Origin of the sequence: Brachybacterium nesterenkovii, assembly GCF_900163655.1 — a bacterium.
GTDB lineage: Bacteria > Actinomycetota > Actinomycetes > Actinomycetales > Dermabacteraceae > Brachybacterium > Brachybacterium nesterenkovii.
The window spans coordinates 80,751-94,251 of sequence record NZ_FWFG01000064.1; the positions used below are offsets into that span (position 1 = coordinate 80,751).

11 protein-coding genes are annotated in these 13,501 nt (G+C 73.8%); 7 read left to right on the forward strand and 4 right to left on the reverse strand.

Annotation, left to right across the window (positions count from 1 at the left end; all coding sequences use genetic code 11):
• Positions 1-20: 20 nt before the first annotated feature.
• Complete coding sequence (locus tag FM110_RS07380; RefSeq protein ID WP_087104087.1) at positions 21-1,535, forward strand: DEAD/DEAH box helicase; 1,515 nt, start codon at positions 21-23, stop codon at positions 1,533-1,535.
• A gap of 46 nt (positions 1,536-1,581) precedes the next feature.
• Positions 1,582-2,979, forward strand: coding sequence for an L-serine ammonia-lyase (locus FM110_RS07385; protein ID WP_087104089.1), 1,398 nt, complete (start codon positions 1,582-1,584; stop codon positions 2,977-2,979).
• Between the two features lie 63 nt (positions 2,980-3,042).
• Here the strand turns inward: FM110_RS07385 and FM110_RS07390 are convergent, their stop codons facing one another.
• The gene (locus FM110_RS07390; protein ID WP_087104091.1) at positions 3,043-4,158 is read right to left on the reverse strand and encodes an NADH:flavin oxidoreductase/NADH oxidase; all 1,116 of its coding nucleotides are present in this window, start codon (positions 4,156-4,158) and stop codon (positions 3,043-3,045) included.
• Positions 4,159-4,301: 143 nt separating this feature from the next.
• On the opposite strand from FM110_RS07390, the gene acs reads away from it, so the two are divergent.
• Positions 4,302-6,278 (forward strand): acetate--CoA ligase, encoded by a 1,977-nt coding sequence (gene acs, locus FM110_RS07395; protein WP_087104093.1) that lies wholly within the window; start codon positions 4,302-4,304, stop codon positions 6,276-6,278.
• 9 nt (positions 6,279-6,287) lie between these two features.
• On the opposite strand, the gene FM110_RS07400 is transcribed toward acs, so the two are convergent.
• From FM110_RS07400 to FM110_RS07410, 3 genes are read right to left on the reverse strand one after another with little or no spacing between them, the layout of a single operon-like run.
• Positions 6,288-7,118: a DUF4097 family beta strand repeat-containing protein gene (locus FM110_RS07400; protein ID WP_087104096.1), complete on the reverse strand. Its 831-nt coding sequence runs from the start codon at positions 7,116-7,118 to the stop codon at positions 6,288-6,290.
• Position 7,119: 1 nt separating this feature from the next.
• Positions 7,120-7,785 (reverse strand): response regulator transcription factor, encoded by a 666-nt coding sequence (locus FM110_RS07405; protein ID WP_087104098.1) that lies wholly within the window; start codon positions 7,783-7,785, stop codon positions 7,120-7,122.
• On the reverse strand, positions 7,782-9,050 hold the full coding sequence (locus FM110_RS07410) for a sensor histidine kinase (protein WP_087104100.1): 1,269 nt from the start codon (positions 9,048-9,050) through the stop codon (positions 7,782-7,784). Before FM110_RS07410 ends, FM110_RS07405 begins: the two co-directional genes overlap by 4 nt.
• Before the next feature lie 126 nt (positions 9,051-9,176).
• Here FM110_RS07410 and FM110_RS07415 point away from each other — a divergent pair, with 126 nt between their 5' ends.
• From FM110_RS07415 to rlmB, 4 genes are all read left to right on the forward strand, one after another.
• On the forward strand, positions 9,177-10,367 hold the full coding sequence (locus FM110_RS07415) for a LacI family DNA-binding transcriptional regulator (protein ID WP_200810192.1): 1,191 nt from the start codon (positions 9,177-9,179) through the stop codon (positions 10,365-10,367).
• 30 nt (positions 10,368-10,397) lie between these two features.
• Complete coding sequence (locus FM110_RS07420) at positions 10,398-10,952, forward strand: phage holin family protein (protein ID WP_087104104.1); 555 nt, start codon at positions 10,398-10,400, stop codon at positions 10,950-10,952.
• A gap of 101 nt (positions 10,953-11,053) precedes the next feature.
• Positions 11,054-12,505: a cysteine--tRNA ligase gene (gene cysS / locus FM110_RS07425; RefSeq protein WP_087104106.1), complete on the forward strand. Its 1,452-nt coding sequence runs from the start codon at positions 11,054-11,056 to the stop codon at positions 12,503-12,505.
• A gap of 1 nt (position 12,506) precedes the next feature.
• The gene (rlmB, locus tag FM110_RS07430) at positions 12,507-13,496 is read left to right on the forward strand and encodes a 23S rRNA (guanosine(2251)-2'-O)-methyltransferase RlmB (RefSeq protein WP_087104108.1); all 990 of its coding nucleotides are present in this window, start codon (positions 12,507-12,509) and stop codon (positions 13,494-13,496) included.
• The last annotated feature ends 5 nt before the right edge of the window (positions 13,497-13,501 follow it).

The window sequence follows — 13,501 nt, forward strand, 5'->3', positions numbered from 1 at the left end:
CCGACCCCAGGAGGAGAACCATGCCCAAGGCACGACGCCGATCGGCGCACGCGTCCGAGCGATTCGAGGACATGGCGCTCCCGGACGAGCTGCTGCGCGTCCTCGCCGACCAGGGCCTCGAGCGCGCCTTCGAGATCCAAAGCGCGATCCTCCCCGATGCCCTCGGAGGCCGCGACGTCCTCGCCCGCGCCGAGACCGGCTCCGGCAAAACCCTCGCCTTCACGCTGGCGATGTGCGCGCGCTTCCGCGGCCGCGGCGTCCACCGGCGACGCCCGCTCGGCGTCGTGCTCGTCCCCACGCGCGAGCTCGCCGTGCAGGTCGTCGACACGATCCACCCGTTCGCGCGCGCCGCGGGCATCCGCGCCCAGCTCGTCTCCGGCGGCATGAACATCGACAAGCAGGCCGACGCCCTCAAGAAGGGCGTCGAGATCATCGTCGCCACGCCCGGGCGCCTCATCGACCTCGCCCAGCGCGAGGAGCTGTTCCTCGACAACGTCGAGACCACCGTCATCGACGAGGCCGACCACATGGCCGACCTCGGCTTCCTGCCCGACGTCGAGCAGATCCTCTCGCACGTCCCCATGGGCACGCAGAAGATGCTGTTCTCCGCGACCCTCGACGGGCAGGTCGACGGCATCATCGACCGCTTCCTGGTGGACCCGGTCACGCACGAGACCACGCCCGTGACCGCGGCCGTCAAGACCATGCGCCACCACGTGCTGACGATCAACCCGCAGCGCAAGCGCCAGATCACCGCGCGCCTCGCGGCCCGGAAGGGGCGCACGCTCCTGTTCACCCGCACCCAGCTGGGCGCCGAGCGCGTCGCCCAGGAGCTCATCGAAGTCGGGATCCCGGCGGCGGCGCTGCACGGCAACAAGCAGCAGGGCCTGCGCACCAACGTCCTCGCCGGGTACCGCCAGGGCGCCTTCGACACGCTCGTCGCCACCGACGTCGCCGCCCGCGGCCTCCACATCGACGACGTCTCGATGGTCATCCACGTCGACCCCTCCGACGACGTCAAGGAGTACGTCCACCGCTCCGGCCGCACCGCCCGCGCCGGGGCCGAGGGCACCGTCGTCACCTTCGCCCTCCCGCACCAGAAGACGCTCACCCGCAACGTCACGCGGGACGCCGACGTCGAGGCCGAGTGGACCGACGTCCCCGACGAGAACGCGGACGTGCTGCGGGCCCTCGGCGGCAGGCGCCCGTCGGGCGAGCCCGTGGACGACCCGGCGCACACCAAGTACAAGGGCGCCCCCCGCAAGCTCGACCTGTCCCGCAAGGGCGGCGCGAGCGCCCGGAAGGCCGAGGAGCGTCGCGCGAACGAGGAACGTCGTGCATCCTGGGACGAGGACGCGACCGACGGCGGTCGCTCCGGCCGCGGAACCTCCCGCGGAGGGCGCCCCCGTTCCGGGGCCGGGTCCGCAGGAGGCGCCGCATCCGCGCGACGGGGCCAGAGCTCCGGGCGCGGCACGGGACGCTCCGCCGGAGCGGACCGCCAGGATTCGCGAGGCCGGGGCCGCCGCCCCCGCTGACCCCAGGACCGACGCCCCGGTCCGCTGACACCAGGAGGATCGCCCCATGTCCGTGAGCGTGTTCGACCTGTTCAAGATCGGCATCGGGCCCTCGAGCTCGCACACCGTCGGGCCGATGCGCGCCGCGGCGCGCTTCGCCCGCGAGACCCTCGACGATCCCGAGATCGGCCCGCGCGTCGCGGAGGTCGACGTCCACCTGTACGGCTCGCTGGCCGCCACCGGCCACGGCCACGGCACGCTGGACGCCGTCGTGATGGGCCTCGAGGGCGCGGACCCCGAGACCGTCGACCCCGTCGCGGGCCGCGAGCGCGTCGCCGAGATCGCCGAGCACGGCGGACTGCAGCTCGACGGTCGCCTCGAGGTGTCCCTGCGGCCCGAGACGATCGTGATGCACCCGCTCACGTTCCTGCCCCAGCACTCCAACGGCATGACCTTCATCGCCCTGGACGCCGACGGCGCCGAGCTGGTGCGGCGCCCCATGTTCTCCGTCGGCGGCGGGTTCGTGGTCGACGAGGCCGATATGGACCAGTCGATGACCGAGGTCGCCGCCGAGGACGAGGGCTCGAGCATCTTCACCACCGCCGCCGAGCTCCTGGCCGTCTGCGAGGAGGGCGGGATCTCGATCTCCGAGGCCATGCTGATGCGCGAGCGTCAGTGGCGCAGCGACGAGGAGATCCGGCGCGGCCTGCTGCGCATCTGGAACGCCATGCGCGAGTGCATCCAGCGGGGCATGACCACGCCCGGCACCCTCCCCGGCGGCCTCGACGTCAAGCGCCGCGCCTGCTCCTGGCGCGAGTCTCTCGAGGTCGAGGACCCGGTGCGCCTGGCGATGAACGCCCACGAGTGGGTGTCGCTGGCCGCGCTCGCCGTCAACGAGGAGAACGCCGCGGGCGGCCGGGTGGTCACCGCGCCCACCAACGGCGCCGCCGGCATCGTGCCCGCGGTCCTCTACTTCGCGACCAACTACATCGCCGACGTCGACCCCGACGAGGTCGCGGTCCGCTTCCTGCTCACGGCCGGGGCCATCGGCTCCCTGTTCAAGGAGAACGCGTCGATCTCGGGGGCGGAGGTCGGCTGCCAGGGGGAGGTCGGCTCGGCCTGCTCGATGGCCGCGGCGGGTCTCGCCGAGGTGATGGGCGGCAAGCCCCCGCAGGTGGAGAACGCGGCCGAGATCGCCATGGAGCACAACCTCGGCCTCACCTGCGACCCGGTCGGCGGGCTCGTGCAGGTCCCCTGCATCGAGCGCAACGCGATGGCCTCGGTCAAGGCGATCACGGCCGCGCGCTTCGCGCTGCGCGGCACCGGCGAGCACTTCATCTCCCTCGACACGGTGATCGAGACGATGCGCCAGACCGGCAAGGACATGCACGAGCGCTACAAGGAGACCGCGATGGGCGGTCTCGCGGTCAACGCGTCGGTGCCGGTGTCGCTGCCCGAGTGCTGAGCGCCCGGGACGCGAGTGCCGCGTCCTCGAGCTGGAGGCTCGGCGGGAGGCTCGGCGGGATGCTCACCAGGCGCCGGGCACGTAGGCCGGGGGGAGCAGGGCGCCGACGTCCGCGCCGAGCGCCGCGGCCGCGCGCTGGGGCCAGCCGGGCTCGCGCAGGGACGCCCGTCCGATCGCCACGAAGTCGGCGGCGCCCTCGGCGATGATCCGCTCGGCCTCGTGCGGGTCGGAGATGAGCCCGACCGCGGCGGAGGGCAGCCCGGTGGCCTCGCGGATCTCCGTCGCGAAGCCGATCTGATAGCCCGAGCGCGCGGTGATGTCGGCGATCACGGCGCCACCGCTCGAGACGTGCAGCGCGTCGACGCCGCGCTCCCGCAGGCGCCGCCCCAGGTCGATCGACTGCTCGAGGTCCCAGCCGCCGCCGATCCAGTCCGTCGCCGACAGGCGGACGATGAGCGGCATGGTCTCGGGGATGCGCGCCCGGACGGCGTCGGCGATCTCCAGGGCCAGGCGGAAGCGGCCGTCGCGGTCGCCCCCGTAGGCGTCGGTGCGCGTGTTGATGAGCGGGCTCAGGAACTGGTGGACCAGGTAGCCGTGCGCGAAGTGCAGCTCGAGCGCGTCGACGCCGATACGCACCGCCCGCTCGGCCGAGCTCGCGAAGTCCTCGACGACGCGGGCGATCCCGGCCGCATCGAGGACCTCCGGCGCATCGAGCCCGGGGAACGGCGCGTCGCTCGGCCCCACGGCCCGCCAGCCCCCGGACAGCTCCGGGATCGTGCCCTGGTGCCGGGCGTAGCGGGGGAGGGACGGCCAGATCGATGCCTTGCGGCCGGCGTGGGAGAGCTGGACCGCGAAGGCCGCGCCCTGCTCCCGGCAGAAACGGACGATCGGCTCCCAGGCGCGCTCCTGCGCCTCGTCCCACAGCCCCACGTCAAACGGGGTGGTGCGCCCGTCCGCGCTCACGGCGGCGGCCTCGGTGACGATCAGCCCGAAGCCGCCGGCGGCGCGGGCTCCCAGATGCATGAGGTGCCAGTGGCGGGGAACGCCGTCGCCCGCGGTGACCGCGTACTGGCACAGCGGGGCGAGCCAGATGCGGTTGCGCAGGGTGAGGCCGCGCAGCGATGCGGGCTCGAGGAGGCGGGGGTCCCCGGGGACTCCGCCGGGGCCGGATTCGTGCATATCCCGAATCTAGCGGCCCGCGGCCGTCCCCGCCGCGGTGCCCGCACCCCGATCCCGCCGCGCTGTGGCCTGGGTCTCAGTGCGTTACGGTGGGGCGCGTCAGACAGCCCCGTGCCTTCCGGCCCGAGCCGCAGGAGCCCTCCATGCCCCACGACGTCCCCGGCGACGACGCCGCGCCCACGGCCCCGCAGACCTTCCCCCCGCCCGCGGACCTGTCGCAGAACGCCAACGCCCGCGCCACGCTGTACGACGAGGCGGCGCGGGACCGCCTGGCGTTCTGGAAGTCCCGCACCGCCCTGCTGAGCTGGGACACGCCCCCGACGCAGACCCTGGACTTCTCGGACGCCCCCGTCGCGCGCTGGTTCGCCGACGGCCGCCTGAACGCCTGCCACAACGCGGTCGACCGCCACATCGACTCCGGCCACGGCGATCAGGTCGCCCTGCTCGCCGAGTACGAGGACGGCAGCGACGCGCAGTACACGTACGCGCAGGTCCGCGACGAGGTCTCGCGGATGGCCAACGTCCTGACCGACCTCGGCGTCGCCACCGGCGACCGCGTCGCGATCTACCTGCCTATGATCCCCGAGGCCGTCTTCGCGATGCTCGCCTGCGCCCGCATCGGCGCCCCGCACTCCGTCGTCTTCGGCGGTTTCTCCGCGGATGCCCTGCGCTCGCGCATCGAGGACGCGGGTGCGAAGGCCGTCATCACGGCCGACGGGCAGTTCCGTCGCGGGAAGGCGCTGGGGCTCAAGGCCGCCGTCGACGAGGCCCTCGCCTCCGGCGCCGACAGCGTCGAGCACGTGCTCGTGGTCCGCCGCACCGGAGCGGACGTGGCATGGACCGCGGGGCGCGACGTGTGGTGGCACGAGGCGCGCGAGGGCGCCTCGACCGAGCACGAGCCCGTCATGGTCGATGCCGAGCACCCGCTGTTCATCCTCTACACCTCGGGGACCACGGGGAAGCCCAAGGGGATCGTCCACACGACGGGCGGCTACCTTGTGCAGGCCGCGTACACGCACCGCAACGTGTTCGACCTCAAGCCCGCGACCGACGTCTACTGGTGCACGGCCGACGTCGGCTGGATCACCGGCCACAGCTACGTGGTCTACGGCCCGATGGTCAACCGCGCCACGCAGGTGATCTACGAGGGCACCCCGCACACCCCGCACCAGGGCCGCTGGTGGGAGATCATCCAGAAGTACGGCGTCACGATCTTCTACTCCTCGCCCACGGCCATCCGCACCGCGATGAAGTGGGGCGAGGAGATCCCCGCCCGCTTCGACCTCACCAGCCTGCGCCTGCTGGGCAGCGTCGGCGAGTCCATCAACCCCGAGGCCTGGCACTGGTACCGCCGGGTCATCGGCGGCGACCGCTGCCCGATCGTCGACACCTGGTGGCAGACGGAGACCGGCGCGATCATGATCTCGCCGCTTCCCGGCGTGACCGCGACGAAGCCGGGCTCGGCGCAGGTGCCGCTGCCGGGCATCAGCGCCGAGGTCCTCAGCGATGCGGGCGAGCCCGTGGCCGACGGCGAGGCCGGCTACCTCGTGCTCACCGAGCCCTGGCCCTCGATGCTCCGCGGCATCTGGGGCGATGAGCAGCGCTTCCGCGACACCTACTGGTCGCGCTTCGAGGGCCGGTACTTTGCCGGCGACGGCGCCCGCAAGGACGAGGACGGCGACATCTGGCTGCTGGGCCGTGTCGACGACGTCATGAACGTCTCCGGGCATCGCCTCTCGACCACCGAGATCGAGTCCGCCCTCGTAGGCCACGAATGGGTCGCGGAGGCCGCCGTCGTCGGCGCCTCCGACGAGACCACCGGGCAGGCCGTCGTCGCGTTCGTGATCCTGCGCGAGGGCGCGGCCGCGGACGTGGAGGCGGCCGGCGGGGAGGCCGCGGCGAGCGAGGCGCTGCGCCAGCACGTCGGGCGGGAGATCGGCCCGATCGCCAAGCCCAAGAAGGTGCTCATCGTGACCGAGCTGCCCAAGACGCGCTCGGGCAAGATCATGCGCCGCCTGCTGCGCGATGTGGCGGAGAACCGCGAGGTCGGGGACACCCAGACCCTCGCGGACTCCTCCGTCATGGACCTCATCCAGAAGGGGCTCGCCCCGAAGAGCTGAGCGCCTGCGTCAGCGCGTGACGCTGACCGAGCCCATATCGGCGCGCGCGATGAGCGGCGGCCCCTGCGGATCCTGGATCCCGGGGGCCGTCGCCGCCTCGCCCATATCCGCGGTCGCGGTCACGGCGTAGCGCCGCCCGCCGGGCACCGACACGGTGACGTCCCCGGTCTCGGAGCGCGCATCGATCCCGGTGACGGCGGCGTCCGGCGCCAGCGACAGCTCGACGTCGCCGAGGGACGCGGCGGCGCTGACCTGCCCGCTCGACGCCGCGTCCGAGACGGTCACGTCGCCGGCGCCGGAGGACAGGGCGAGGTCCGCGTACGAGCCGCCGAGCACCTCGAGGTCGCCGACCTCGGCGGTCGCGGTGATCGGCATCGTCGCGGCGAGATCCGAGGGGACCAGCAGCTCGAGGTCGACCCCGTGCTCGTCCCACGGCAGGCTCAGGCCGAGGCCCGGCTGGGCGACGTCCACCGCGATGCCCCCGGCGTCGTGCTCCGTGCCGTGCTGCGCGATGCGCGCGCGGGGTGCCTCGGCGAGCGCCCCGTCGGCGTCGACGAGGCGCAGCACCACCTGCTCGGTCTCGTCGCTCGTGCGGACGGTGACATGGCCGAGGTCCGAGGTCAGCACGATCGCGGCGGGCCGCCCGAGCTTCTGGGTCGCGGCGACGGGGGAGAAGGAGGCGCGATCGGCGCGTCCGAGCACGGCCGCGCCGACGAGCGAGGAGACGACGATCGCGACCATGCCGAGCGCGAGGACGATGAGCACGGCGCGCCAGGAGCGATCGGAGCGGGAGGCGGGCAGCGGGTGCGCGGGCGCGACGGCCTGCTGGGGCTCGGCCATCTCAGCCCTCCTCCGACTCGAGGTAGCGCAGGACGGCCAGCACGCGGCGGTTCTCCCCGTCCTCGGGGGCCAGGCCCAGCTTCCCGAACAGCGAGGAAATGTGCTTCTCCACGCTGCCGGCCGACACGAACAGGGTGCGGGCGATCGCCGCGTTCGAGCGCCCCTCCGCCATCAGCTGGAGCACCTCGAGCTCGCGCGGGGTCAGGGCCTCGCGCACCCGGCGGCGGCGCGAGCGCACGAGGATCTGCTGGACCACCTCGGGGTCGAGCGCGGTGCCGCCCGCGCCGACCGTCGCGACCATGTCGAGGAAGCCGTCGACGTCCGCGACCCGGTCCTTGAGGACGTAGCCGAGGCCGCCCGAGGAGTCCGCGATGAGCTCGGAGGCGTAGCGCTCCTCGACGTACTGCGACAGCACCAGCAGCGCGACCTCGGGATCCTGCTGCCGGATCAGGGTCGCGGCGCGGACGCCCTCGTCGGTGAAGCTCGGCGGCATCCGGACGTCCACCAGCGCCAGGTCGGGGCGGTGGCGGGTTACGGCGTCGAGCAGGGCGGTCGCATCGCCGACGGCGGCGACGACCTCGTGGCCGCCCTCGGCGAGCAGGCGCTCGAGGCCGGCGCGCAGCAGCACCGAGTCCTCGGCGATGACGATGCGGAGCGGGGCGGTCATCGGGGCGTGTCCTTCCGGTCATGGGGGATGACGGCGGCCAGGCGCGTGCCGCGGCCGTCGGCGCCCAGGCGGGCGCTGGAGATCTCGAGGGAGCCGCCGGTGGCGCGGACCCGGTCGGTCAGGCCCGCGAGCCCGGTGGACACGCCGTCGCGGCGCACCTGCGCGCCGCCGATGCCGTCGTCCTCGACGACGATCCGCAGGGCGGAGGCGTCCCCGCGCACGTCCGCGCGGGCGCGGGAGGCGCCGGAGTGCTTGGCGATGTTCGTCAGCGCCTCGGAGACGACGAAGTAGGCGACGGCCTCGGCCTCGCGCCCGGCGGGCGTCGGGACGTCCACGTGCAGCTCGACGGGGATGGTCGAGCGGGCCGCGAGCGCCGAGAGCGCGGCGTCGAGGCCGCGGTCGGTGAGCACGGCCGGGTGGATGCCGCGGGCCAGCTGGCGCAGCTCGGTCATGATCGCCTTGGACTCCTCATGCGCCTCGGCGACGAGCTGCTCGGCCCGCTCGGGGTCGGAGGCGATGCGCGAGCGGGCCAGGCCCAGCGTCATCGACAGCGCCACGAGGCGGGGCTGGACCCCGTCGTGCAGGTCCCGCTCGATCCGCAGGCGCTCCGCGGTCGCCGCGTCGACGGCGCCCTGGCGGCGCTCGGCGAGCTCGACGACCTCCTCGCGCAGGGCGTCATCGGCATCGGGGAGCATGACGCGGGCCAGGCCGCGCTCGGCGACCGCGCCGACCGCGAGGATCCCGACGGCCAGGAGCAGCAGGGCGCAGGCGAGGGCGGCGACGGCGGCCGTCCCCAGTCGCGGCGGCGGTGTCGCCAGGCCGAGCAGCGACAGTGCGAGCGCCGCCGAGGAGACGAGGACGGTCCAGAACAGCGCCGAGAGGAGCAGGCCCACGAGCATCACGGCATGGTGGTGGAGCGCGGCGCGCCAGAACGGGCCCGAGGCGACGTCGAGCCACAGCTGGTGCAGCCAGCCGACGACGCCGGAGCGGCGGGCCAGGCGCCGGGCGGGCACCACGACCTCGACGCCGTGGACGGCCAGGGCTCGTCGGCGCTCGACCGCGGCCGCCCAGCGCATTGCCATCGCCCACGGGATCAGGACCACCATGCCCGTGCCGGCCGCCAGCAGCCCGGACAGGCCGGAGACGAGGGTCAGGATGCTGATCCACAGCCAGGTCATGCCCAGGAGCCCCGAGACGAGCACGCTCGCCATCCCGGCGATCAGATGCGCGCGGGGTCGCGGCGCGGACGTCGGAGCTGTGGTCATACGCCGAGCGTACGGCGGGCCCTGCGCCCGGCCCAGGCGGGACGCCTCCGTCATGGGGGAGGGGAAACCCCCGGTCGCGGGGTCGCCGGGTGCAGGCGGCGCGGCTCGATGGGGTTGAATAGGGCCATGAGCGACTCCATGACGGGCGATGGGCGCATCGACGCGCATTCCGATATCGCCGCAGAGAACGACGGCACCCAGCACACCGATCAGATCGTCGAGCAGACCGAGACGGTCGCCGAGGAGATCGCGCAGGAGAAGGGCCCGACGCGCGGCACGCTGCGGGACGTCGCCAACTCCCTGGGGATCTCGAGCGCCGTCGCCCTGCGCGCCCTCCGCGGCGCCGACGACATCAAGCCGCGCCTGCGGGCGCGCGTCGAGGAGACCGCCGCGCGCCTCGACTACCCCGTCGAGGAGGTCGCCTCCGAGACGGCCCATTCCAACGGCGTCGTCGCCGTGCTCGTCAACACCATGCGCAACACGTGGATCTCGGACCTCGTGCGGTCCATCCGCATCGAGCTCGCCGCGACCGGTCGCACCGCGGTCGTCGTCCCCACCCGCCGCCGCATCCCCGAGTACCCGGTGGCCGCGGACACCGAGGTGATCACCTCGCTGCTGGACCTCGGCGTCGACGGCTTCTGCATGATCTCCGACCTCGCGGACCTCGAGAACGCCCTCGAGGCCACCGGCGACCGCCCCCTCGTGGGCATCGGCTGCTCCCACAGCCTCGCGGGGCGCTTCGACACCGTCCGCATCGACGACGAGATGGGCCAGGGGCTCATCGTCGACCACCTGGTCGGGCTCGGGCACACGGAGATCGCTCACGTCGGCGGCGTCGGCTCCACCGTCGCCCGCGAGCGCGCCGCCGCCTTCCAGGCGGCGATGGCCCGCCACGGCCTCGAGGGCTCCGCGCGGGTCGAGCCGGGCGACTTTAGCGAGCAGGTCGGCGAGACCGCCGGGCAGATGCTGCTGCGCGGCTCCCAGGTGCCCACCGCCATCACCTGCGTCAACGACGTGAGCGCGATGGGCGTGCTCTCCGCCGCCTATGACGCCGACTACGACGTGCCCGCGCGCCTGGCCGTCGCCGGCTACGGCAACACCTCGATCGCCTCGACGGGCTTCGTCGACCTCACGAGCGTGGACCCGAACTCGGAGCGGATGGGCGCGCTCGCCGCCCAGTACCTCGTCGAGCGGATCGGCGGCCTCGAGGACGCGCCGCGCGACGTCGCCGTCGCCCCGAGCCTCGTCGTGCGCCGCTCCACCTCGGCCCCGCCGCGGCAGGACCAGCCCAAGCGCCGGCGCATCTCGGTCGACTGAGGCGGAGGCGAGAGGTATAGGGTGCGGGCCATGATCAACACCACGAACGATCCGAGCACGCCGCCCACCCAGCGGTCCATCGGGGAGCTCGTCGCCTCCATCAAGGACGAGCTCGTCGATGTCGTCCACACCGAGGTCGACATCGCCAAGAAGGAGTTCACCTCCCTGGGCACGAAGGCCGGCGTCATCGCCGCCTGCGCCGCGGCCGTCCTCTTCCTGCTGCTGTCCGCGTGGGTCATGCTGCTGTTCGCCGCCGCCAGCGGCCTGCAGGCCCTGGGCCTGCCCGCCTGGGCCTCCTTCCTTATCGTCGCGGGCGTCTTCCTGCTGCTCGCCGCCATCGCGGGCCTCATCGCCTTTTCCTTCGTGAAGAAGCTGAAGGCCCCCGAGGTGACGATCGAGACCGCCAAGGGCGCCATAACCGCCGTCCAGGGCAAGCGCCACACCGCGCCCGTCAGCTACGACGACACGTTCGAGGAGCTCTACGGCAAGCAGGTGAGCGCGCGCACCGCGTCGACCCCGACCCCCGGCGCCAAGGACGAGAAGGCGCCGACCGAGGACGAGCGCGTCGGCAGCGTCCGCGCCTGACCCGCCCGCTCCGGCCACGGCCGGCACCGACCACGAGGACCCCGCCCCGGCCCCGGCCGCGGCGGGGTCCTTCGCATCCCCCGGGGCAGTAGGCTGGGCAGGTGACGCTCCACCTGTACGACTCCGCAACCCGATCCGTCTCCGAGCTGCGCCCGCTGCGCGAGGGGCACGTGACGCTGTACGCCTGCGGCCCCACCACCCAGGGCGCCCCGCATCTCGGGCACCTGCGCACCTTCTGCGCGGTCGACGTGCTGGTCCGCTGGCTCGAGCGCTCCGGGAACGAGGTCACGCACGTGCGCAACGTGACCGACATCGACGACAAGATCCTGGCGAAGTCCGCCGAGGCCGGCCGCCCCTGGTGGGCCTGGTCGCTGGGCTTCGAGCGCGAGTTCCAGGAGGTCCTCGACCGCCTGGGCGTGCGCCGCCCCACGTACGAGCCGCGGGCGACCGGTCACGTGCCCGAGATGATCGCCTTCATGCAGCGCCTCATCGAGCGGGGCCACGCCTACGCCGACGGCCAGGGCAGCGTGTACTTCGACGTCGCCTCCCTCCCCGAGTACGGCGCGCTGACCCGCCAGAGCCTGGAGGACATGCAGGACGCGGGCGAGAGCCCCGAGCCCGGCAAGCGCGACGTGCGCGACTTCGCCCTGTGGAAGGCCGCCAAGCCCACCGAGCCGGAGACCGCCTCCTGGGACACGCCGTTCGGGCGGGGCCGCCCGGGATGGCACCTCGAGTGCTCCGCCATGAGCCTGAAGTACCTCGGCGAGTCCTTCGACATCCACGCCGGGGGCCTCGACCTGCGCTTCCCGCACCACGAGAACGAGCAGGCCCAGTCCCGCGCCGCGGGCTACGGCTTCGCGCAGCGCTGGATGCACCCGGGCGTGCTCACCGTCGACGGCCTCAAGATGGGCAAGAGCCTCGACAACTTCGTCACCGCCCGCGACGCCCTGGCCGAGCACTCGGCGCCCGCCGTCCGCCTCGCCCTCATCGGCGGGCACTACCGCGCCGTCGTCGAGTACAACGCGACCACCACCGCCGAGGCCGAGGTCGTGTGGGACCGCTTCGTGCAGTCCGTCCGCCGGGCCCTGCGCCTCGTGGGGGACGCCGGGCGCGGGGCCGTCGACGAAGTCGCCCTGCCCGAGGCCTTCACGGCCGCGATGGACGACGACCTCGGCGTGCCCGAGGCCCTCGCCGTCGTCCACCGCACCCAGTCCCGCCTGAACACGGCCGTCGCCGCCGGCGACGCCGCCGAGGCGGCGGAGCTGCTCGCGCAGCTGCGGGCGATGCTCGACGTGCTGGGCCTGGACCCGCTCGATCCGCGCTGGGCGCAGACTGAGACCGCGGGGGAGACGGGCGGCGGCGAGCATGGCGCGCTCGATGCCCTCGTCCGCGGGCGCCTGGCCGAGCGCGCCGAGGCCCGCGCGGCCAAGGACTGGGCGCGCGCAGACGCGATCCGCGATGAGCTCACCGCCGCCGGCCTCGTGATCGAGGACGGCCGCGAGGGCGCCACCTGGAGCCTGGGCTCCACCACGACGACCACCGGAGGGAACTGACATGGCAGGCAACGGAGGCCGACGCGGCGCGGTGCGCAAGGGCAAGAAGGGCCCGACGACCGGCTCGGGCGGCGTGCGCCGCCGCGGGCTCGAGGGCAGGGGCCCCACGCCCAAGGCCGAGGACCGTCCCGCACACAAGAAGCACGCCGCCAAGAAGGCCGCATCCGGCTCCGCCGCGCGCGGCGCCGCCGGTCGCGGCGGGCGTCAGGGCGGTCCCCGCCGCGGCGGCGCGCCCCAGGGCAGCGATCAGGTCGCCGGCCGCAACGCAGTCCTCGAGGCTCTGCGCGAGGACGTGCCGGCGACGGCCCTGACCGTCATGCACCGCATCGAGGCCGACGACCGCGTCCGCGAGATCCTGCGCCTCGCGGCCACCCGCGGGCTCCCGGTCCGCGAGGCCACGCGCACGGAGATCGACCGCCTCACCGACGACGCCGTGCACCAGGGCGTGGCCCTGACCATCCCGCCGTACGAGTACGCGGACCTCGACGAGCTGCTGAAGATCGCCGAGGACGCCTTCCAGGCGCCGCTGCTCATCGCGCTCGACGGCATCACCGACCCCCGCAACCTCGGGGCGATCCTCCGCAGCGCCGGCGCGTTCGGCGCGCACGGCGTTATCCTGCCCGAGCGCCGCAGCGTCTCCATGACCGCGAGCGTCTGGAAGGTCGCCGCCGGTGCCGCCGGGCGCGTCCGCGTGGCCCAGGTGACCAACCTGAACCGCGCGCTCGCCGAGCTCAAGTCCGACGGCCTGTTCGCCGTGGGCCTGGACGCCGACGGCGACACCACCAGCCGCGACATCGCGCTGGGCTCCGAGCCCGTGGTGCTCGTGGTCGGGGCCGAGGGCAAGGGGCTGTCGCGTTTGACCCGCGAGTACTGCGACCAGGTGGTGTCGATCCCGATGGCCGAGGCCACCGAGTCGCTCAACGCCTCGGTCGCCACCTCGATCGCGCTTTACGAGATCGCGGGGCGGAGGGCCTCGGAGGGCCTGCGCTGAGACGC

Bases quoted from the DNA above. Each gene is read 5' to 3' on its own strand.
- FM110_RS07410 (WP_087104100.1), bottom strand. From the start codon at position 9,050: ATGACCACAGCTCCGACGTCCGCGCCGCGACCCCGCGCGCATCTGATC.
- acs (WP_087104093.1), top strand. From the start codon at position 4,302: ATGCCCCACGACGTCCCCGGCGACGACGCCGCGCCCACGGCCCCGCAG.
- FM110_RS07390 (WP_087104091.1), bottom strand. From the start codon at position 4,158: ATGCACGAATCCGGCCCCGGCGGAGTCCCCGGGGACCCCCGCCTCCTC.
- FM110_RS07415 (WP_200810192.1), top strand. From the start codon at position 9,177: ATGAGCGACTCCATGACGGGCGATGGGCGCATCGACGCGCATTCCGAT.
- FM110_RS07420 (WP_087104104.1), top strand. From the start codon at position 10,398: ATGATCAACACCACGAACGATCCGAGCACGCCGCCCACCCAGCGGTCC.
- FM110_RS07405 (WP_087104098.1), bottom strand. From the start codon at position 7,785: ATGACCGCCCCGCTCCGCATCGTCATCGCCGAGGACTCGGTGCTGCTG.
- FM110_RS07380 (WP_087104087.1), top strand. From the start codon at position 21: ATGCCCAAGGCACGACGCCGATCGGCGCACGCGTCCGAGCGATTCGAG.
- FM110_RS07385 (WP_087104089.1), top strand. From the start codon at position 1,582: ATGTCCGTGAGCGTGTTCGACCTGTTCAAGATCGGCATCGGGCCCTCG.
- rlmB (WP_087104108.1), top strand. From the start codon at position 12,507: ATGGCAGGCAACGGAGGCCGACGCGGCGCGGTGCGCAAGGGCAAGAAG.
- FM110_RS07400 (WP_087104096.1), bottom strand. From the start codon at position 7,118: ATGGCCGAGCCCCAGCAGGCCGTCGCGCCCGCGCACCCGCTGCCCGCC.